The sequence below is a fragment of the Marisediminitalea aggregata genome (assembly GCF_900129565.1).
Lineage (GTDB): Bacteria > Pseudomonadota > Gammaproteobacteria > Enterobacterales > Alteromonadaceae > Alteromonas > Alteromonas aggregata.
Genome location: NZ_FQWD01000002.1, coordinates 197,940 through 218,070 on the forward strand (window position 1 = coordinate 197,940; position 20,131 = coordinate 218,070).

Annotated in this window: 19 protein-coding genes and 1 tRNA gene; 9 read left to right on the forward strand and 11 right to left on the reverse strand. The window is 48.8% G+C overall.

What is annotated here, in order from left to right; genetic code table 11:
• Positions 1 to 16: 16 nt before the first annotated feature.
• The 4 genes from flgC to BUB81_RS04990 all read right to left on the reverse strand — a co-directional run bounded on the left by flgC (position 17) and on the right by BUB81_RS04990 (position 2,726).
• On the reverse strand, positions 17 to 439 hold the full coding sequence (gene flgC, locus BUB81_RS04975; RefSeq protein ID WP_073319239.1) for a flagellar basal body rod protein FlgC: 423 nt from the start codon (positions 437 to 439) through the stop codon (positions 17 to 19).
• Positions 439 to 843, reverse strand: coding sequence for a flagellar basal body rod protein FlgB (gene flgB, locus BUB81_RS04980; RefSeq protein WP_073319241.1), 405 nt, complete (start codon positions 841 to 843; stop codon positions 439 to 441). The genes flgC and flgB overlap by 1 nt, the downstream gene beginning before the upstream one ends.
• A 102-nt stretch (positions 844 to 945) precedes the next feature.
• On the reverse strand, positions 946 to 1,779 hold the full coding sequence (locus BUB81_RS04985; RefSeq protein WP_073319243.1) for a CheR family methyltransferase: 834 nt from the start codon (positions 1,777 to 1,779) through the stop codon (positions 946 to 948).
• A gap of 20 nt (positions 1,780 to 1,799) precedes the next feature.
• Entirely contained in the window at positions 1,800 to 2,726 is a 927-nt protein-coding gene (locus tag BUB81_RS04990; RefSeq protein ID WP_073319245.1) for a chemotaxis protein CheV, read from the reverse strand.
• A 245-nt stretch (positions 2,727 to 2,971) separates the two neighbouring features.
• Here BUB81_RS04990 and flgA point away from each other — a divergent pair, with 245 nt between their 5' ends.
• From flgA to flgN, 3 genes are all read left to right on the forward strand, one after another.
• The gene (gene flgA / locus BUB81_RS04995; RefSeq protein ID WP_245819122.1) at positions 2,972 to 3,604 is read left to right on the forward strand and encodes a flagellar basal body P-ring formation chaperone FlgA; all 633 of its coding nucleotides are present in this window, start codon (positions 2,972 to 2,974) and stop codon (positions 3,602 to 3,604) included.
• 106 nt (positions 3,605 to 3,710) lie between these two features.
• Entirely contained in the window at positions 3,711 to 4,055 is a 345-nt protein-coding gene (flgM, locus tag BUB81_RS05000) for a flagellar biosynthesis anti-sigma factor FlgM (RefSeq protein WP_073319249.1), read from the forward strand.
• 13 nt (positions 4,056 to 4,068) lie between these two features.
• Complete coding sequence (flgN, locus tag BUB81_RS05005; protein WP_073319251.1) at positions 4,069 to 4,500, forward strand: flagellar export chaperone FlgN; 432 nt, start codon at positions 4,069 to 4,071, stop codon at positions 4,498 to 4,500.
• A 28-nt stretch (positions 4,501 to 4,528) separates the two neighbouring features.
• Here the strand turns inward: flgN and BUB81_RS05010 are convergent, their stop codons facing one another.
• Together BUB81_RS05010 and BUB81_RS05015 are read right to left on the reverse strand one after the other, a co-directional pair.
• The gene (locus tag BUB81_RS05010; RefSeq protein ID WP_073319253.1) at positions 4,529 to 6,343 is read right to left on the reverse strand and encodes a DUF885 domain-containing protein; all 1,815 of its coding nucleotides are present in this window, start codon (positions 6,341 to 6,343) and stop codon (positions 4,529 to 4,531) included.
• A gap of 149 nt (positions 6,344 to 6,492) precedes the next feature.
• Complete coding sequence (locus BUB81_RS05015; RefSeq protein WP_084526338.1) at positions 6,493 to 6,894, reverse strand: LPP20 family lipoprotein; 402 nt, start codon at positions 6,892 to 6,894, stop codon at positions 6,493 to 6,495.
• Between the two features lie 245 nt (positions 6,895 to 7,139).
• On the opposite strand from BUB81_RS05015, the gene BUB81_RS05020 reads away from it, so the two are divergent.
• Entirely contained in the window at positions 7,140 to 8,381 is a 1,242-nt protein-coding gene (locus BUB81_RS05020) for a flagellar assembly protein T N-terminal domain-containing protein (protein WP_084526239.1), read from the forward strand.
• A 5-nt stretch (positions 8,382 to 8,386) separates the two neighbouring features.
• Here the strand turns inward: BUB81_RS05020 and BUB81_RS05025 are convergent, their stop codons facing one another.
• The gene (locus BUB81_RS05025) at positions 8,387 to 8,812 is read right to left on the reverse strand and encodes a hypothetical protein (protein WP_073319255.1); all 426 of its coding nucleotides are present in this window, start codon (positions 8,810 to 8,812) and stop codon (positions 8,387 to 8,389) included.
• Between the two features lie 129 nt (positions 8,813 to 8,941).
• On the opposite strand from BUB81_RS05025, the gene BUB81_RS05030 reads away from it, so the two are divergent.
• Positions 8,942 to 9,016, forward strand: a tRNA-Arg gene (locus BUB81_RS05030).
• Positions 9,017 to 9,376: 360 nt separating this feature from the next.
• Complete coding sequence (gene smrA, locus BUB81_RS05035; protein ID WP_073319257.1) at positions 9,377 to 9,955, forward strand: DNA endonuclease SmrA; 579 nt, start codon at positions 9,377 to 9,379, stop codon at positions 9,953 to 9,955.
• A 45-nt stretch (positions 9,956 to 10,000) separates the two neighbouring features.
• Here smrA and BUB81_RS22095 read toward each other — a convergent pair whose 3' ends face one another.
• Together BUB81_RS22095 and purL are read right to left on the reverse strand one after the other, a co-directional pair.
• On the reverse strand, positions 10,001 to 10,138 hold the full coding sequence (locus BUB81_RS22095) for a hypothetical protein (protein ID WP_175555767.1): 138 nt from the start codon (positions 10,136 to 10,138) through the stop codon (positions 10,001 to 10,003).
• A 179-nt stretch (positions 10,139 to 10,317) separates the two neighbouring features.
• Positions 10,318 to 14,208, reverse strand: coding sequence for a phosphoribosylformylglycinamidine synthase (purL, locus tag BUB81_RS05040; protein ID WP_073319259.1), 3,891 nt, complete (start codon positions 14,206 to 14,208; stop codon positions 10,318 to 10,320).
• A 343-nt stretch (positions 14,209 to 14,551) separates the two neighbouring features.
• Between purL and BUB81_RS05045 the strand changes: the two genes are divergently transcribed.
• Entirely contained in the window at positions 14,552 to 15,697 is a 1,146-nt protein-coding gene (locus BUB81_RS05045; RefSeq protein WP_073319261.1) for a membrane-bound lytic murein transglycosylase MltF, read from the forward strand.
• 302 nt (positions 15,698 to 15,999) lie between these two features.
• Here BUB81_RS05045 and tadA read toward each other — a convergent pair whose 3' ends face one another.
• Positions 16,000 to 16,491: a tRNA adenosine(34) deaminase TadA gene (gene tadA, locus BUB81_RS05050; protein WP_073319263.1), complete on the reverse strand. Its 492-nt coding sequence runs from the start codon at positions 16,489 to 16,491 to the stop codon at positions 16,000 to 16,002.
• Between the two features lie 328 nt (positions 16,492 to 16,819).
• On the opposite strand from tadA, the gene BUB81_RS05055 reads away from it, so the two are divergent.
• Positions 16,820 to 17,056 carry a hypothetical protein gene (locus BUB81_RS05055; protein WP_073319267.1) on the forward strand — a complete coding sequence of 79 codons (237 nt, stop codon included), beginning with the start codon at positions 16,820 to 16,822 and terminating at the stop codon, positions 17,054 to 17,056.
• Here BUB81_RS05055 and BUB81_RS05060 read toward each other — a convergent pair.
• On the reverse strand, positions 17,053 to 19,026 hold the full coding sequence (locus BUB81_RS05060) for a monovalent cation:proton antiporter family protein (RefSeq protein WP_245819123.1): 1,974 nt from the start codon (positions 19,024 to 19,026) through the stop codon (positions 17,053 to 17,055). The two genes, BUB81_RS05055 and BUB81_RS05060, sit on opposite strands and share 4 nt — an antisense overlap.
• 178 nt (positions 19,027 to 19,204) lie before the next feature.
• On the opposite strand from BUB81_RS05060, the gene BUB81_RS05065 reads away from it, so the two are divergent.
• Positions 19,205 to 20,095 carry a GGDEF domain-containing protein gene (locus BUB81_RS05065; protein ID WP_084526241.1) on the forward strand — a complete coding sequence of 297 codons (891 nt, stop codon included), beginning with the start codon at positions 19,205 to 19,207 and terminating at the stop codon, positions 20,093 to 20,095.
• Positions 20,096 to 20,131: the final 36 nt, after the last annotated feature.

The window sequence follows — 20,131 nt, forward strand, 5'->3', positions numbered from 1 at the left end:
CTCTTAAGGCCTGCCATTACTGGCCTTGGCCGAGCATCATTACACGACGGAAGATGCGTTTGGTGGTATCTGCTACCTGAATATTGGTTTCGTAAGCTTTTGACGCCGACATCATATCTGCCATCTCTTCAACGATGTTGACGTTTGGCTTGTAGATGTAGCCATTTTCATCTGCTAACGGGTTGTTTGGCGCATATTCGACATTTAGCGGCTTATTGCTCTCTACCACGCCCAGTACTTTCACTTCAGTACCTTTCATTTGTTCACCGGATGCGCGCTGCAGCTCAGCAGCAAATACAGCGTGGCGTGCCCGGTATGTATCACCTTCGCTGCTGCTCACTGTATTGGCATTGGCAATGTTACTGGCTGTGGTATTCAGACGAACGCTCTCGGCGTGCATACCCGTTGCAGAAATTGACATAACATCAAATAAACTCATTAGCCTTGTCCTCCACCGCTAAGCGCTTTTTTCATGCCTTTAATTTTGCCATCCAGGAACTGAATGCTGGCCTGATAACGCATAGATGTATCTAAGAATTCGTTACGCTCGCGCTGCACTTCCACCGTGTTACCGTCTCCGGTGTCCGGTTGTGACGGAATGCGGAAACCGATTTCCGCCGACGAGGTCATGCCACCGCTGATATGATTTTCGTGAGTACGTGTCATTTTCTGACCGCTACTGTATTGCGCCGACGCCATAGCTTGTTTGAAGTCTATGCCTCGGGCTTTGTAGCCTGGGGTGTTGGCGTTCGCCAGGTTACCGGCGATCACTTCCATTTTGTCGTTGCGAATATTCAACGCCTGTTGATGGAAGCCGGTCAGTTTGTCTAGATTAATTGCCATGAGCACTACTCCTAATACTTAGTCTTGACTAAGCAAGGGCAGTGCCAACAAATATCAAAAAAGAGGATAAAAAGACAAAGTACTTTTAATACAACAAGTTAACTAGTCTTTCTTAGCGTAATACAAACCAGGATTACATTTGACCATGCGGTAACTCTCTGCCGCAGAGGCAACCGACTCAGACGCACCAAGGAAGAGGATGCCGCCTGGTTGTAATTGTCCGGCAATTTGTTGCAGTATTTTTTGTTTAATCTCGGTAGAGAAGTAAATCAGCACGTTACGGCAAAAAACGATATCGAATTTGCCCATCATGCTATAACTGTGCAGCAGGTTCAGGCTGCGAAAGCTCACCATGCGACGTACTTCGGGGCTAACCTGCATCATGCCGCTTTCATGCTGTGTAAAGTAGCGCTGGCGACGATCTGCCGACAAACCTCGCGACAGTGAAAGCTCATCGTATAGCCCTTGTTCGCATTTTTTCAGCATATTGCTGGACAGATCTGTTGCGACTATTTCTACACTGAGGCTCCTTGCTGCCGGACTTTTACGCTGGAACTCCAGTACAGACATACCAATGGAATACGGCTCTTGCCCTGATGAGCAAGCCGCGCTCCAAATGCGCAACCGACGCTGTTTTGTAGCCAACTCGGGTAATATCTGATTAATCAGCAGGTCGAAGGGATAAGAGTCTCGAAACCAGAGCGTCTCGTTGGTGGTCATTGCATCGATGACTTGCTGTAGCAAGTTACGATTATGACCAGAGATAGCAACCCCCAGTAATTCATCCATACTGGCCAACTGATGTTCATACAACAGCCCGGCCAGTCGGCTTCGCACAAGGTACTGCTTGTTATCTCCCAGTACTATGCCGCACTGCTGCTCAAGAAACTCCCTGAAACGGCGGTAAGCGTCGGGTGATACATCCTTATTAACCAATCGGTTAGTACTCCGTTAATTTATTCAGTGGGTCCGAGCCATTTTTGTACGGCTGAAGCCAATTCGTCAGGGTGGAATTTTGCGATAAAGTCGTCTGCACCGACTTTCTTTACCATGGCCTGATTAAACACACCACTCAATGACGTATGCAGAACTACGTGTAGTTTTTGCAGTTCCGGGGTGTTCTTAATTTCAGCCGTAAGGGTATACCCATCCATTTCCGGCATTTCGATATCGGAAACCAGTACTCCGACTTTATCGGTGACATCACCAGTTTCTGCAGCGATCTCTTTTAGTCGGTTAAGCGCTTCCAGGCCGTTTTTTGCCATTTCGATTTCGAGACCCAGGGTTGTCAGGGCACGTTTAACCTGATTACGGGCAACAGAAGAGTCATCCGCAATGAAAATAATCTTGTCTTTAAACGCTGTTGTGTCCAGCGCATCGGCCACCTCAGCGCTAACGTCCGTATTCAGCGGCGAAATTTCGTTGAGGATTTTTTCCACATCGAGAATTTCAACCAGTTCTTTATCTACCTCAGTGACCGCAGTCAGGTAGCTAGCGCGGCCAGTACCCTGAGGCGGCGGCATAATCGCATCCCAATTGGTGTTGATAATGCGTTCAACGGCCCCGACCAGGAAGCCTTGTACAGAGCGGTTGTATTCAGCAATGACAATAAAGGCGGTTGATAAATCTTCTATGCGGCGGCCGCCGGTTGCCATACTCAGGTCGATAACCGAAATGGTTTGCCCCCGGATGTGAGCAACACCACGCACCAGCGGATTTAACTTCGGCATTGAGGTGAGTGCAGGACATTGCAGTACTTCACGAACTTTAAATACGTTTATTCCGAATCGTTGTCGGCCATTTAGGCGGAACAGCAACAACTCCAGTCGGTTCTGTCCGACGAGTTGCGTGCGCTGATTAACCGAATCCAAAATTCCAGACATACATCACCTCAGTATTAAATGTGGGCACAAACTTTGCTGCCCTAGTGTTATTGACGACGGTGTCAAAAACCTGTCATTCAGGCTCTTTCATCATCAAACTTGCTGATTTACTTTAATAATAGTCAAAATGAAAATATCTGAACATGAAAAAATTTGAAAGTTTTTTTACACGCACTCACATCGCATTCATCTTGACTGCAGCTATCACAATAGCTCACTTTCAGGCAATTGCCCAACAAAACCCCGTGTCTCAACACGAAAAAATTGCGCTGGGCGTAGAACAGTTTATTACCCGGCAACTTGAGTCGAATCAAACAGATGAATTTGCCGACAATCTGCTAATTGATGTCACACCGGTAGACAGCCGTATCAAGATTCCGGATTGTAGCCTGCCGTTTGAGTATGACGTTGATTCCGCCACCCTCTCACAAAGCTATCTGACCGTAAGAGTGAGTTGCAATGACAATAACTGGTACCTGTTCACCACGGCCAAAGTCACCCGTACCCGCACGATTGTGGTGACGGCCAGTATGATTAGTCCGAATACGGTTATTTCTGCCGGCAATGTGACATTGGCCGAAGTTGATATAAAGCAGCTCCGCCACACACCTTACACGTCAGTCGATGCGGTTGTCGGCGCTCGATTGAAATACCGGGTGCGGGAAGGTCAACCCGTGCAAAGTAATATGCTGTGTTTTGTATGCAAAGGCGATAGAATTACCATTAGTGCTCGCGCCGCAGGCATGGCCGTTAAAACATCCGGCATTGCTCAGCAGGATGGTGTGATTGGTGACACCATCAGAGTCGAAAACAGCAACTCCAGAAAAACAGTCGTCGCCGAAGTCGCGAGTACGCAGGAAGTCGTTGTAAATTTATGATATGCTTGGCAAAGCACAAGTAAGAATTTAGTTGTAATTAGATCTAAAGATAATCCGCCTTTGGCCGATATATATACTGAGGTTTCAAAGGTAGTGGAAATTAATTATGGCAATTAATAACGTAAACAATGGGTTACCCAAAGCGCCTGTTGACAATAACAAAGTCAATACGCAGCAGCAAACCCAACAGAATCAGTCTGCAGCTAAACAATCGGCAACTGCTCAGGCACAACAGGCAACCACCGCGCCCCGTCAGGACTCGGTGTCGTTGACGCAGTCTGCGCAGCAGCTTAGTCAGGTGCAGAAGAAAAGCGCAGATGCGCCGGTAAATCAAGAAAAGGTCGACAAACTGAAGAAAGCCATTCAAAGTGGTGAGTATAAAGTTGATCCGCAATCGCTAGCGAAGAAAATCGCGCGGTTGGAATCTGAAATTTTTGGGCTGAAGTCTTAGAAAACAGGTCACAATGGCTACAACAATCTCTGAACAACTGGCAAAGCAAATCGAACAGCTCTCAGCGCTAAAAGCGCTGCTGGAAAAAGAATTGCATTTGATTAGTTCCAGAGATGCAGAGTCGCTCATGACATTGTTAAAAGACAAAGAGCAGCTCCTGTCAGATATCCAACACCTTGATGAAACCGTAAACCCTCAATTAAAGGCGCTTCAACAAGAAGCGCCTTTGTCGTCTGAACTCAACGAACTGGTCGAACAGGCCAAAACCTTGTTGAGCGAATGTCAGTACTGTACTGAAGTTAATCAGGTTGCTGTAGAGCAAGGTCAGCTTAGGCTTGCACATTTGCGTAACCTGATGATGGAAGTACGCGCCAAAGAATCGCTTACCTACGACAAAGCCGGTAAGAAAAAAGGCGGCTTTTCCGGCAAGGGCGTGAGCGCCTGATTTAACAGGCTGCCCCCTGTCTTTCCTTTTACTGCTGTTCGCTAATCCACTGCTGTACATTCGCTTCAAGCACGTTTAATGGAATTGAGCCCGAACCTAACACCACGTCATGGAAATCCCGGATATCAAACTTATCGCCGAGCGTGATTTCCGCCTGCTCTCGCAATTCGAGTAGTTTGAGTTGCCCGATTTTATAGGCCAGCGCCTGACCCGGCATGGTAATGTAGCGGTCAATTTCGTTGACGATATCTTCTTTGCTCTTTGCCGCATTTTGCGTGAAGTAGTCAATGGCTTGCTGACGTGTCCAACCTTTGTAATGAATACCGGTATCAACGACCAGTCGCACTGCTCGCCACATGTCATAAGTAAGCTGACCGAATCGCGAGTAAGGATCCTGATACAAGCCCATCTCATAGCCGAGCCGCTCGCTGTACAAGCCCCACCCTTCTATGAATACAGTGAATCCCTGTAACCGGCGAAACATAGGCAAATCCCCCAGTTCCATTTGCAGTGCAATTTGCAAGTGGTGCCCCGGTACCGCCTCGTGCACACTGAGTACTTCCATTTCATATTTTGGCCGCGTACCGGGCTCGTGCAGATTCACAAAATAGTAGCCAGCACGGAGGCCATCGGCCGACGGAGGTTGGTAATATGCGGTTGTTGTATCCGGGGCAACTGCGTCAGGTATGGCTTTTAACCCATATGGCATGCGCGGCAATTTCCCGAATAATTTTACCAACTCGGGATCCAGCCGCTTACTCACCGCTAAATAAGCATCAAACAGGGCTTCAGGCGTCTCATAATAAAATTGCGGATCCGTTCTTAAGAAATGAATAAATGCATCGAATCCACCTTCAAAGCCAACCTCGTCGATAATGTCCATCATCGCAGCTCGGTTTTTTGCCACTTCCTGCAGGCCTATCTGATGTATCTCATCCAGTGTCAGCGCTGTGGTCGTGAAATAACGCACCAGGTGTTCATAAAATTCACGGCCTTTAGGAATGTCCGACAAACCATGGGTGTCCCGGCACGCCGGCAAGTAGGTGTCGTTAAAGAAGGTAGTAAATTCCCGGTACGCGGGAATAACCTGACTGGCCAGCACCTGTTTGGCCCGGCTTTGCAAACGCTGTTTATCCTGCTCACTAAACGCGTCAGGCAGTGTTTTAAAGGCTTTGTAAAACAGGCTGTCTTCAGGATTGTCGACCAATTGTTTGGCAAGCTGCCCTGAGACTCTCGACAAGGTTTCACGCGGCGGCATGACACCCTTTTCAATACCTGACTGCATTAAAGCGGTGGTCTGTTGAACCAGTGTTGGCAACGCTTCTAATCTCGACAGCCAACGCTCATAATCGGCTACACTGTTCAGAGGAACGTAGTTGGCAAAGTTATCAAGGGTTTGCACCCCGCCTCGCTGATTAACCTGCATTAGATACGATTGGAACTGATGCTCATCGATGGCCATTTCTAACTGCCACTTATACAAGTCATAATTCAGTCGTTGCTGTTCGGAAAGCGCCTCTTTGTCTATAGCGTATAATCGGGACAGCGCTTGTTTGTCTTCCTCGTGACGGCGCTGGATGGCAGCCATAGACAAGTCACTCCATTGGCCGTGAAGCTTCTCATCACCCAATCGGTAATAACTGGCCATTTCAGGGTTCTGGGTAATGAAGCGTTGCCATTCCTTGTCCAGGAAGTCGGTAAGCAGGCTATCCGCTGTCGCCACGGTGATTGCCTGTGCGGATTGACTCGCAGACTGAGAGGGAGTTAAAGTCGTGCTACTGCAACCGATCAGGCTGCAACAGCTCGCGATCGCAAAAGGGACCGCCAGAAGTGATGTTCTCATGATAATTCCGTCGTTAATTAAGGCCGGTTTCCAAATGGCCTTTTTATTGTTCGGAATAACTATAGCAAGCGAACACACATCCGCACAGAAGGGCAAGTAGCCGGATTCAGTTCACCACGTTCAAGAATTCAGTTGTCGGCGAATATCAGTTAATAGTAACGCACGTTCTTCACCCGCTGCGGGCGTGCTGTAGACAAATAAATATTATATACCTGCTGCATGTCTAACTGCAGTTCGGTTGCATAGGTGTCGTCACCTACCGGATAGGCTTTTACCACTTTTGCTCCGCGAATTACCCCTTCTACGGAAGCCTGAAGCTGGGCATTATTAATCACCATGTTTGCCAGTGACTGTTTGCCATTGATACGCTGCCCGTATACCTGCTCGGCCAGTTCGCGATAAGCATCAAGCTTGGAGGCTTTCATCGCCATAATATTTTTTTCCGCATCATTCACGCCCATTTGCGAGCCGATAGGCGCATAACCTACTGCGGTAAGTACCGGATACTCCGTTGGCTCAACGGTTTCCCACTCTACGTGTTTGTCGAACATCGACGTACAGCCTGTTGCAATGAGCACTGCGACAACGACAGCCAGTGAACGTAGAACCTGAGTAGACATTTGCAAAAAAATCATAATGTATTGCACCGTTTAATGACCAACGTAATGGCAATGACTACGCAATAACCGTGCCCAGGTAAAATACGGAACAAAAAATGCTATCAGTGTGTATAAATTGACACTGTCTGTGTCGAATAACCCGTGTACGAAGCACAGAAAATGCACCGTATACACGTATGAAGCCAGTACTAACAGGCTTCGACGATGAAGGTAACACGCAGCGATTGAGTATGAATATGTGCAATAAGTCGAATTTTGCAGCGGGCGTCAGCCGGTCTTTATGGGCGGCATTCTGCCTGTTTACTTGCCTGTGTGGGCAATCTTATGCCGCCTGGTTTGAAACTCAGGGGCAAGCGGCCGTGCTTAACGGCAACAAGGTACAAGCCAAGCAACAGGCCACGCAGGAAGCATTGAGACAGGCGATGTTGTTCGCCGGGGCATCAGTAACCAGTGTCCAGCAACTAACCAATGGCCTGCTTAACAGCGAGCGCATGGAAATTTCTGCCTCAGGCGAAGTAAAAGAGCTGCAACTGGTGTCAGAAACCTGGCACGACGACTTCGTGACGGTGCGTGTCCGTGCCGATATTTTTCCCACAGATCAACATTGCGCGTCGGCCGGCTATACCAAAACCATCGCAACCAGTTATTTTCCCGTAATGGAACGTCAGCACACTCAGGATGGGCAAATTCAGGAAATTGGTCAGCAACTTGCGCAAAAACTGCAATACGCCTTTGACACCACAGCCCAATACGGTGTGATAAGCACGATTGAGCCGTATACTGTTAGGTGGCAAGCTCGTCAGGTGAGAGCTCAAGCCACAGCACTGGCAGCACAAACTCAGGCGCAATTTGTTTTGACTGGCGTTATAGAAGACATCAGTGTGCATCGTCCGCAGCATTCAGCGTTAGCATTCTGGAAAGACAATGCGCCAACCCGCAGCTTTCGCTTTAAGACCGAACTTATTGATGGTGTAAATGGCGCCCCGGTCTTTTCTAAAACTTATAGTATGTCTGCTGCGTGGGAATTCGATAAGTTTGCACAATTAGACGCGAGTACGCATGCCTTCTGGCAAAGTGCGTTTGGTCAGTCACTGCAAGAGCAAATCCAGCAAATGCAGAGCGATATTGATTTGTCGTTGGCCTGTGTGCCGGCAACGGGGCGGGTAATTCAGGTTGTTGCCAACAACAGTCTGTCAGTGTCGTTAGGGCGCCAGCACGGCGTTATGGTAGGTGATGAACTGGCGTTGTATCAAATTCAGGAGGTCAATAACCCCCGCGGAGAGACGTTCTTGCAATACCGCATTCACCCTGTCACGGTAACCGTTGTTGAAGCCTATGCTGACAATGCGTTAGTCACTGCCAGCGACGACAGCCTGCTGGGTAATATTCAGCCTAATGACTTTGTGGCAAAACGATAACGGTTCTACAACGCGGCAATAGCGTCGGCTATTGTCGCTCTGTATTGCGACTCCTCAAATACGATTGAAGGAAAGTCCTTATAACACCAGTGTTCGTTGGTTGGTTTAACTTGCTTATCCCGATAGGGATTTCGCCATTGATGCCAACTGACGAAACCATTACTGATGTGAACAGCACCGGTAACGAACCAACACTCCCATTCTCCACAGTCACACGCCAATGGCATAAAACGCTCTCCGCTGCTCAGCATTCGAAGCTTGAGATCGCCAACGGTAAGCCAGTCTGTATAGGCACCCGCAATGGTATCAGTGAAGCGCGACTCATAGGTCTCAAACATGGATAACAAGGGTTTACCGTCGACCATAACTCGCAGACGCTGATCTTCTTTGCTGTGGACGGGGAGTAGCTCCAGAGTCAGTGAATTAATCATGTCGACTTCCTTTTAAACAGCGTGAACAGTGTGTCAGCTTACAACAACGTACAAATAATCAGCAAATAAACCCGTATTGACAGGACGATAGTTAACATAGCGCGGCAGACTGGTTATGATACCGATCTCGTCCCTGTAGTTTAATGGATAAAACAAGGCCCTCCTAAGGCTTAGATCCAGGTTCGATTCCTGGTGGGGACGCCATTACACCTGCAAAACCGGTATTTACAAACACCACGTTAAACGCCTCCAAGATACAGTGTTAAACATCACACCGTTGAACAATACTCTTTACCAATGCAGTTCGTCTGGCAGCACACTTTTTAAAATCCGGGTTAAGCACAAACAATTACCGCAGATTAACTACGATTATGATCGGTTACTTCAGCGTGGCGTGTGTGCAAGGCTTTAATCCGAAGGTCACGCTGGTTGTATTCGTGATATCAATAGGGTATTTATTACTGGCATTACTCACTCGGCATGAAAATAAAATGTGATTTGCCGAGACGCGGTTGATCAAGACAACCCGGCAAGCAGTATAATAGCAGTAGTGAAGAGGGTGTTATGTACGATCACAACGACGATTTTCAGGATTTCTTACAGGAAATGGGCGACGTGAAACCGATTAAACCGGACGACCGCGTGCGCCTGGATAACACCCAACAAACGCTTGCCAAACAACTGCGCCGTGAAGCAATTGCCGCGAACCAACAGCGCTTAAATCCCTTTACCATGGAAGGGGTGAAGCCGGTCGATCCGCTGGATTACCTGGAGTACAAGAAACCCGGAATTCAGGATGGTGTGTATAAAAACCTGCGATTGGGTAAATACGACATTGAACAAAAAGTGTCATTGAATGGCTTGTCGCTTAAAGATGCCAGCCAGTTACTTTACACAAAACTGGAGGCCGCTCACCAGCGCGGTGTGCGCACGCTGCTTATCCAGCATGGTAAAGGTGAACAAAGCAAACCGTTTCCCGCACTGAAAAAATCTTACGTCAAACACTGGCTGCCGCAATTGGATATCGTCATTGCTTTTCACACAGCACAACCGCAACACGGCGGCTTAGGTGCAACCTACGTACTGTTGAAAAAGCATCCGAATCAGAAAATGATAAATCGCGAAAAACAGGCAAAGCGATAACCTGCCAGGACTGGCCGAATTATCGTAATTATTTGATTTTATTACTTACTTTGAAGTGATATGTTCTGCGTTGTTGCTGATTTCGCTGGATTGAGCCGACGTGCTGAATGCTGCAGTAACGATCATAAACAATACCGCGATTGCAACACCGGTCAAACCGAAACCTTTACTAGAACGATTCATGTTCGTCTCTTATTATGCCAAGACCACTGCTAGGAGGTAGACAGCGATGATAACTCAACCCCTACAAGTCCTTGTAACCATTCAGCATTCCATACTGATTGCACTAATTTAAAGCAATATTGAAATGCTGGCAAGGTGTCTGGACAAATTTTTGACACCTTACCGTCATATTTTTGAAATTATTCTACAAACACACGTGCATTGCGGAATATACGCATCCATGGCGAGTCTTCTTTCCACTCGTCAGCACGCCATGAATTCGCCACTGCGCGGAATACCCGCTCTGGGTGCGGCATCATGATTGTGGCGCGGCCGTCGGTACTGGTTAAGCCCGTGATCCCCATTGGAGAGCCATTCGGGTTAGCAGGATACTGACTGGCGACATCGCCGTAGTTATTCACATAACGCAGCGCTACGTGAGGCTGTGCAGCATGTAATGCGCCATCGCTGGCAAACTCTGCGCGGCCTTCACCGTGAGATACCGCAATTGGCATGCGCGAGCCTGCCATGCCGTCGAACAGCACCGACTTGGACTCCATCACTTCAACCATCGCCACCCGCGCTTCGAAACGCTCTGACTGGTTGGTTACAAAGTGTGGCCAGTGTTCGGTACCAGGAATAAGCGATTTCAGGTTAGACAGCATCTGACAGCCATTACATACCCCCAGACTGAACGTGTCCTGACGGGCAAAGAATGCCGCGAACTGTTCACTGGCCAATTCATTAAACAGAATGGATTTCGCCCAGCCTTCACCGGCGCCCAGTACGTCACCGTATGAGAAGCCACCGCAGGCCGCAAGCCCTTTGAAGCCATCCAGCGTAACTGCACCACTCAACACGTCACTCATGTGAACATCAATCGCAGTAAAGCCAGCGCGGTTAAACGCTGCCGCCATTTCAAGGTGCGAGTTCACGCCCTGCTCACGCAGAATAGCAATACGCGGACGAATGCCTTTAGCAATGTAAGGCGCTGCCACGTCGTGGTTAATATCGTAGCTCAACTTCGCATGCAGACCCGGGTCGGCCGCGTCCTGTTTCGCTTTGTGTTCTTGTTCCGCACAGCTTGGGTTGTCACGCAGGGTTTGCATGGCATAGGTAGTTTCAGCCCAGATTGTGCGGTACGCCACACGTGAATCAGACAGTACCGTGTCACCATTTCGGGTGAAGGTTACTGTATCATTCTGGTTAAGCTCACCAATTACGTGGGTAACCGAAGCAAGATCGTGCTGCTTAAATACCGCCAACACGTCTTCCAGCGCACTTTCACTAACCTGAATGACTGCGCCCAGTTCTTCACTGTACAGTGCAGCCAGATCGTCCGCGCCCAAATCATCAAGGGCTACGGTAACACCGGTTTTTCCTGCGAATGCCATTTCAGCCACAGTGACAAATAAACCGCCGTCTGAACGGTCGTGGTATGCCAACAGCTTGCCGTCTGCCAGCAATGCCTGAATAGCGTTAAAGAAGTTGCTTAACAGTGCCGGAGAGTCCAAATCAACCGGCGTTTTGCCCAATTGATTGTAGACTTGAGCCAGACAGCTGGCGCCTAAACGGTTTTGACCTGCCCCCAAATCAACCAATAACAAACGCGTGTCGCCTTTGTCGGTACGAAGCTGAGGGGTTACCGTGCGGCGAATATCGGTTACCGCACCAAATGCTGAAATCAGTAGCGACAGCGGAGACGTAACCGCTTTGTCGTTGCCCTGCTCGTCCTGCCAGGCGGTCTTCATCGACATCGAGTCTTTGCCCACCGGAATGGTCAGGCCTAAAGCCGGGCACAACTCTTCACCCACGGCTTTAACGGCTTCGTATAAACCGGCATCTTCACCCGGGTGTCCCGCTGCGGACATCCAGTTTGCAGACAATTTGATGCGTTTCATGTCGCCAATGTGCGCTGCGGCAATATTGGTAATTGACTCACCAACCGCCAAACGCGCAGAGGCGGCAAAGTCGAGTAAGGCAACCGGCGTACGCTCACCCATCGCCATCGCTTCACCATGATAAGTGTCAAACGCTGACGCGGTTACCGCAACGTCTGCAACAGGTACCTGCCAGGGGCCGACCATCTGATCGCGGCTGACTAAACCCGTTACACTGCGGTCACCAATGGTGATCAGGAAGGTTTTCTCTGCGATGGTTGGCAAACGCAATAAGCGCTCGGCGGCATCCGACAGTGTGATTTCACTGCGGTCTAATTCAGGCGATGCCTGCGTTGCCGACGCCACGTCGCGATGCATTTTAGGCGCTTTACCTAACAATACGTCCAGCGGCAAATCAATTGGCTGGTTGTCGAAATGTTCGTCGTTCAGTAACAGGTGTTGCTCTTCTGTGGCTTCACCGATTACCGCAAACGGCGCGCGCTCACGCTTACAAATAGCTTCAAATACAGGCAGTTTCTCAGGTGCAACAGAAAGCACATAACGTTCCTGGGATTCATTACACCAGATTTCCAGTGGTGACATGCCCGGCTCGTCTGACAACACTTTGCGCAGTTCAAAACGACCGCCACGACCACCGTCATTAACCAGTTCTGGCATAGCGTTAGACAGACCACCCGCACCCACATCGTGAATGAACTGAATGGGGTTGTCGTCGCCCAGTTGCCAACAGGCATCAATGACTTCCTGACAGCGGCGCTCCATTTCAGGGTTGTCACGCTGCACAGAGGCAAAATCCAAATCTTCACTTGACTGGCCTGATGCCATTGAAGAGGCTGCGCCGCCTCCAAGACCGATATTCATTGCCGGGCCACCCAGCACGATCAGCTTGGCGCCTACTGTGATCTCGCCTTTCTCAACGTGATCCTGACGAATGTTACCCAAACCACCAGCAAGCATGATTGGCTTATGGTAACCACGGACTTCGGTGCCATTAAAACTGGTCACTTCCTGCTCATAAGTACGGAAATAACCCAGCAGGTTTGGACGGCCAAATTCGTTGTTGAACGCAGCACCGCCCAGTGGGCCCTCAATCATAATATCCAGCGCGCTAACAATACGCGATGGTTTGCCGTAGTCTATTTCCCACGGGCGAACTGCATCTGGCAGCTTCAGGTTTGACACAGTAAAACCGACCAGACCCGCTTTTGGTTTGGAACCGCGTCCTGTAGCACCCTCATCACGAATCTCACCACCTGAACCTGTAGCAGCGCCAGGGAATGGCGAAATCGCAGTGGGGTGATTATGCGTTTCGACCTTCATCAGGATCGCAATGTCTTCGTGGTGGTACATGTATTCATGAGACTGTGGCTCAGGGAAGAAACGGCCAGCCTGCCACCCCTGCATTACCGCCGCATTGTCTTTGTAAGCGGAGAGAACGTATTCAGGGCACACTTCGAATGTGTTCTTGATCATTTTAAACAGCGACTTAGGCTGTACTTCACCGTCGATGGTCCAGTCGGCGTTAAAAATTTTGTGACGGCAGTGCTCTGAGTTTGCCTGCGCGAACATATAAAGTTCGATGTCGTTCGGGTTACGACCCAGCTTTACAAAGTTTTCGTAAAGATAATCAATTTCGTCTTCGGCCAACGCTAAACCAAGGGTTTGGTTTGCTGATGCCAATGCTTCGCGGCCATTGGCCAGAATGTCGACCGAAGTGAACACCTTGGGCTCAGCTTTTTCGAACAGCACACTCGCTTCGTCAAGTGTACCGAATACGCTCTCAGTCATACGGTCATGTAATTGAGCTGCAATGAGTGCGCGCGTTTCGTCCGATACTTCGCCTTCTACTTCCACGTAATAAGCACAGCCGCGTTCAACACGTTCTACCGCTGCCAGACCACAGTTGTGGGCAATATCGGTGGCTTTACTAGACCAGGGTGAAATCGTACCCGGGCGAGGGGTAACAAAGAACAGGTTGCCTTGTGCGCTTTCCTGCGAGGCTTTTGGTCCGTAAGTTAACAGTTTATTCAGGACTACCTGCTCGGCATTACTCAGTGCCTGACTGGCGGAGACCAGATGCACAAATTCGCTGTAGAGGTGAGTTACCTTAACGCCAGCATTTGCCAACCGTTGAATTAGTTTTGCTGTACGAAAGTCAGATAATGCAGGTGCGCCGCGTAGGACCAACATATTAAGCTACCCAAATTGTGAGAACGCCCGCTGTTTAAACGCTAAGCAAAAAGCAGGGTTCTGGTTGTGAAGTCGTGTGGCGCGGATTATAGTGGAAAAGCAGCGGCTTGATAACCGCTAAGCGGTAATCTATGGGATATTTTTTGTCTGTTTCGCAATGCATTGCCGAAACTCATATACACCACAGCTGTACGGCCATATAACAATGACATTGCGCTTTAAAAAATGCAGCCGATTGCGGCGCTCAATAAGACGGACGCTTTGTGCCCTGTTCGCACTCACACAGTCTGATTCACTGATAGCCGCCACTCTACCGGACATACTTGAATCCAATCAACTGCGGGTGGGTGTTATTAATAGCCCGGTTGGCGATACCATTGGACGTGCGGGTTATCAGGGTGAAAACATCGCCCTCGCCAAAGGGTTTGCAGATTATCTGGGTGTCTCGCTGAATGTTCGTCATTTTTACCATTACGACGAATTGCAAGATGCCTTAGCAGCAGGGCTGATTGACGCGGCCGCGCCACTATCCGTTCCCGATATTTTGCCTCCAGCGTACACAACCGGCCCGGTCTATCAGCAGCGTCCACAGCTTGTAATCGGCCAACCTGAATCCGCTTCAGACTGTCGTGAGGATCACAGCGTTTTACCTGCTGTACCAGTAGAGTCGATAGTAAAGAAAGTAGCTGCCCGCTCACTCCCATGTGCAGTCTTACCAGAACAATGGTTAAATCAGGTTCAACATCATACCCCTCAACCACTTGAAACCAAGCCGGTACCGGCCACATTGCCACACCAGTGGACGCTCATGGCCAATGCTCCGCTGTTACGCGCTGCACTCTTTGATTTTACTCACCGCAGCCGAGTCAACCACTCTTTAACCTTGGCACTCTCTTTACCCGCAGTAACCCAACGTCTGAATGGACCGCTACCTACCCGTCAGTTTATCGCTGACAGCCAGCCACACCTCGAATTGCTAAAAAACACTTTTAGTTTTCCCGGCCAGACTTTTCCCTGGTATTTGCTGGCCGCTATTCACTATGCTGACCGGCAACTGGCCATTGGCGATAAATCTGCCACCACAACGCCTCCCGCGCCATTCAGGATGCCGCTAAGCATGACGACACCTTTAGCGCTGGAGCGGCCTTTTTCACAACAGGCGCTTGTGCAGGCACTGGATGCCTATTTGTCTGAGATAAGCAGAAAATTACCAGCCAGGCTGCAGTTGCCTGATAAGCAACTAGTGATGTTAGCGGCCTATGTACTGGGCCAGGAGCACATGCAGGACGCCATTTATCTGACTCAGCAAAATGGCGCAGAACCGTTTCTTTGGGCCAACATCAAACAACAGACGACCTTGTTAGCAACGCCAGATAGTTACCAAAAAACGCGATATGGCTATGCCGATGGCCCTTTAGCCGTCCGGTATGTCGATTGGGTAATGCATTTTTCAGACACGCTTCAGCTACTCGAAAAGCAAAATCAATAGCGCTACAGCGTTTATTTTTAGGGAACTTTTTCGAAATTTCTTGACCAAACAGTCAATATGAATGACATTGTGCAGGTAATCATGTCACCCGGCTTGTTTTTTTGTCACATCACCTTCATATAACTTTCGTAGCATAAACAAGTCGGTCATAGTGACCAGGTAAGAAATTTAAAGAAATAGTAAGGAATAAATATGAAACATAGCCATCGCAGACGTTTTCAGTCGCGTAAAACACATCAGAAGATTTTTCAGCGCCGCCGCCAATTTTTAGCGTTTGAATTGTTGTTCCCAGCAAAACCCAACTAAGCCTGCTTTTTCGCTGCTTTCTTCTCCGCTCTACGCCGCTTAAAAAAGTCTGAAATCATTGTTGCACACTGCTCGGCCATCACGCCGCCTGTTACATCGAGTTGATGATTAAGTGCCTCATGCTGGCATAATTGCATAACACTGCCTGCCGCGCCGGTCTTTTCATCGAAAGCCCCAAATACCACACGGGAAATGCGACTATGCACCAGTGCACCTGCGCACATTGGGCAGGGCTCCAGCGTAACATACAGTGTGGCATCTATTACCCGGTAGTTGGCACGGTTACCGGCCGCCATTCTAATGGCCTTAAGTTCAGCATGAGCGGACGGATCGTGATCACTGATGGGGGTATTCCAGCCTTCGCCGATCACGGTGTTGTCGGCAACCACCACAGCTCCCACAGGCACTTCACCTGCTTGTTCAGCTTTTCCTGCCAGCTCAAGGGCATAGCGCATCCAGTGTTCGTCTTGGTGAATTTGCTCACTCATTGGCAAAATAAACCTATTGGTTCGTCAATACCGCTATAAGATATTGGCGCTTTATCGCCAAAAAAACGGTATTATATTGATTTTATTGAACTTTATAATATTGGCGAACAATTTGCTGTATAACGTTCATATTACGTTGTTGCTAAGGCTACAATGAAATACTTTACGCAATACAGTGACACCAACGCGGGCAAGTTCTGTTTACTATTGCCAGCAATAGATGCAGAACAATTTTTATACAAACGATAAAAGTTGCCCTATTATAAAACATTGACGTTGGGATACCTATTGCGAAACGCTTTACTGGTTAATTAAGAAGGGAAAGAAAATGAGCTTTTTTACAGCAGCTGTTGCCATTGTGGCCATCGTAGCCGGTGTGTTTGTTACATTGATCAAACAAAAATACCGCCATGCAGAAAATGCCGATAACGGCAAGGTAGCTGCACTTGAGAATGAAGTCTCTGCGTTAAAGGAACGTATTGCGACGCTGGAAAAGATCGTGACCGACTCCAGCTATGACCTGAACAAGCAGTTCAAAGATCTGGAACAAGACAAAGTCGCTTAATCCCCTTCCAGTAAATATCGCTCGGCGCGTTCAACGCGCCGTGGCTTACCCGCAACAACCACAACATCACCCGACGCCAGGGCCTGATGCCAGTCAGCAGGATCCCAGTCAACCGTTCCACGACGAATAGACTTTATCTTTACTTTTTCCGTTAATTTACCCAACTCAGCAATGGTTTTGCCAATCGCAAACGCGTCGGCGCCTAATACCACAGCGTGCATAAACTCAAGCTTATCCGCAGTCCCATAACTGATTTCCGTTGTTTCCCCCGGATAAAAACCGTGCAAGTGGTCATAACGCCCTTTTCGCTCTTCCCGCACCCGTCGTAGAATGCGTGACATGGGTATACCCGCATAATGCATGACCTGAGTAATCAGCATCAGACTGCCTTCTTGTAATTCAGGTACAACCTGACTCGCACCCGCTTTGTAAAGCGCGTCCAATTCAGCGTCGCGGTAGGTTCGAACCATCACGTCAATATCTTCCCGGCATTGCCGCGCAGCATCGATAACCAATTTAGCTTGCTCAGCGTCAGAAAACGTAATCAGTACCAGCTTCGCATCCGTTATGCCGGCGTTTAACAGAATGTCTTTTTGTGTGGCGTCTCCAAAAATAACCGGCTCACCGGCACTGCGACTTTCATGTACCCGAATAGGATCGACATCAACCACAACGTATTCCACATCTTCCATGTCGAGCATTCTGGCCACCGACTGCCCTACCCGACCAAACCCGCAGATCACAACGTGCTCGCGAATGTCTTCAGCTTCAAAGACAGGTTGTTCCAGGGTATGCAAGGCCCGCTTGTCCGGGGCAAGCCATTGCGCAATTTCCAGACTGCGCTCGATAAGATACGGCGTGAGCGCCATGCTAATAACACCAATACATACAATAACAGATGACTGGGTAGGCGTAATGACCCCGTGAGAATTAGCCAGTGCCGCAATAACAAAACTAAATTCGCCCACCTGACAAAGCTTGATACCGGCCGACCAGGCATCGACGCTGGACATGGCAAATAAACTGGCGGATATGCGCACCAACACCACTTTTGTCACCATTAATAAGGCTACGCCCAGAATTATCCAGTACCAGAATTCGAATAACACGCGCAATTCCAACTGCATACCCACGGTGGCGAAGAACAACCCCATAAGAATATCCCGGAAGGGACGGATATCCGCTTCAAGCTGATATTTGTACTGACTTTCACCCAGCATCATACCGGCCAGAAATGCGCCTAAAGCCATAGAAAGACCAAATGCGTAAGTCAGGCCACCAGCCAGAAGCGCAACCAGAATGGTGGTAAGGACAAATAACTCATCGGTGCGGGTACGAGCGACTTCTCTGAATACCCAGGGAAGTAGCCACTTACCCACTGACATCAATACCGCCACTACGACGACCCCTTTTACCAATGCGAGGCTTAACGCCCAGGCAAGACTGGACGAGTCGGCACCGGAAAGCAGCGGGATAACAATCAGGAATGGGACGACCGCCAGGTCCTGAAACAACAGGATACTAATAGCCAGTTGCGTTCGGACATTATTCAAAATGCCCATCTCGGTAACCTGTTTAATTACAATGGCCGTTGAACTCAGCGCGAGCATACCACCGAGTACAATGGCGGCAGACACAGACACATCGGTCACCATTAATACCACAAGACATCCCAGTAAAGTGGTAGTCAGCATCTGCAACAGCCCGGCACCAAATACTAACGATCGCATTGCTAACAGTTTTGGCAGCGAGAACTCTAAGCCGAGTGAAAAGAGTAAGAATACGATGCCGACCTCAGCCAGCAGGTGCATTTCTTCAGGATGCGCAAACAGCGATATTCCGCTGGGTCCGGCAATCACACCGGCAAACAGGTAAGCAAGAATGGGTGGCAGGTGAATACGCTTGAACACAGCGACACTTACGACTGCAATGAGCATGAGTAAGACGATTTGAACAAAGCTGTTATCCACTACACATTACTCCGTTGATAAGCCAAATAGCGTCAAAAATAAACTAGGCATGCGTTTTGCAGAATTTCTTATAAGGATAATCAAAGCACAGTTTGACGGATTTCACGACAAAATTTTGTCATTCATTTTTGATTAGTCCAAACATCAATACGTTAAGGGGCATTGTGTGGATATATCAATGATACAGTTTGAAACTACCGCAGATACTGCGTTTTCGCCAATTACTGAGCGGGAAGTATTATCGTCGGATCAAATTAACAGCGTATTGAGCCAGCTCACATCGACGATTGAATTATCTACACTGGGGTCACTCTATTTTACCCAGTTGGCCACGTTTTTACCGGTGGAAAGCCTTGATTTAAGTGATTTTGGTGAGACGTTGCGGTACGGCTTACGTCCGAGAGACAACATTGAAACGATTTCACTGCCGGTATCGTCGATTAAATGTGGTGAAAATCAAACTTCCGCGTATATCCGATACCAATTCGGCGAAATGCTGGCGCCAACCCAACGCCGAATTCTGGCCAATTTACACCATATTTTTATCAGGCCGTTAAGTCATGCGCTGGAATTTCGTCGCCTGAAGCTTATGGCGACCAAAGATCCACTGACTAATCTGGGCAATCGCAACGGCTTCAATGATGCTGCGCAGCGCCTGATCAACCGCAACGTGCGCAGTGATCAACTATTTGGCTTACTCGTTGTTGATTTGGATAACTTTAAGCAAGTGAATGACTGCTATGGTCATCAACAAGGCGACAGAGTATTGCAGGAAACTGCCCACATTTTGCTGGACTGCATTCGCGGGCATGAAGAAGCTTTTCGCTTTGGTGGCGACGAGTTCTGTTGTTTACTGGACGTCGATAACGCGCAGGAACTCAACACGGTTGCGCAGCGCATTCAACGAGCCATGCACCGTCATCCATTGCTAACCAGCCACGGCGTCACATCCAGTATCGGCGGGTCGTTGTTCAGAGCGGGGGACAGCCTGGAAATGATATTTGAACGCGCAGACAAGGCATTGTACGAAGCCAAAGACGGCGGTAAAGATACTTACCAAGCGGCATAACTGTCTGCAATATAACGGCAAGGACTTGCCGTTTTA

Bases quoted from the DNA above. Each gene is read 5' to 3' on its own strand.
- BUB81_RS05055 (WP_073319267.1), top strand. From the start codon at position 16,820: ATGAGCTTTTTTACAGCAGCTGTTGCCATTGTGGCCATCGTAGCCGGT.
- flgB (WP_073319241.1), bottom strand. From the start codon at position 843: ATGGCAATTAATCTAGACAAACTGACCGGCTTCCATCAACAGGCGTTG.
- tadA (WP_073319263.1), bottom strand. From the start codon at position 16,491: ATGAGTGAGCAAATTCACCAAGACGAACACTGGATGCGCTATGCCCTT.
- BUB81_RS05020 (WP_084526239.1), top strand. From the start codon at position 7,140: ATGAAGCCAGTACTAACAGGCTTCGACGATGAAGGTAACACGCAGCGA.
- flgN (WP_073319251.1), top strand. From the start codon at position 4,069: ATGGCTACAACAATCTCTGAACAACTGGCAAAGCAAATCGAACAGCTC.
- flgM (WP_073319249.1), top strand. From the start codon at position 3,711: ATGGCAATTAATAACGTAAACAATGGGTTACCCAAAGCGCCTGTTGAC.
- BUB81_RS05025 (WP_073319255.1), bottom strand. From the start codon at position 8,812: ATGATTAATTCACTGACTCTGGAGCTACTCCCCGTCCACAGCAAAGAA.
- BUB81_RS05010 (WP_073319253.1), bottom strand. From the start codon at position 6,343: ATGAGAACATCACTTCTGGCGGTCCCTTTTGCGATCGCGAGCTGTTGC.
- BUB81_RS04990 (WP_073319245.1), bottom strand. From the start codon at position 2,726: ATGTCTGGAATTTTGGATTCGGTTAATCAGCGCACGCAACTCGTCGGA.
- purL (WP_073319259.1), bottom strand. From the start codon at position 14,208: ATGTTGGTCCTACGCGGCGCACCTGCATTATCTGACTTTCGTACAGCA.
- BUB81_RS05015 (WP_084526338.1), bottom strand. From the start codon at position 6,894: ATGTTCGACAAACACGTAGAGTGGGAAACCGTTGAGCCAACGGAGTAT.
- flgC (WP_073319239.1), bottom strand. From the start codon at position 439: ATGAGTTTATTTGATGTTATGTCAATTTCTGCAACGGGTATGCACGCC.
- BUB81_RS05065 (WP_084526241.1), top strand. From the start codon at position 19,205: ATGATACAGTTTGAAACTACCGCAGATACTGCGTTTTCGCCAATTACT.
- smrA (WP_073319257.1), top strand. From the start codon at position 9,377: ATGTACGATCACAACGACGATTTTCAGGATTTCTTACAGGAAATGGGC.
- BUB81_RS22095 (WP_175555767.1), bottom strand. From the start codon at position 10,138: ATGAATCGTTCTAGTAAAGGTTTCGGTTTGACCGGTGTTGCAATCGCG.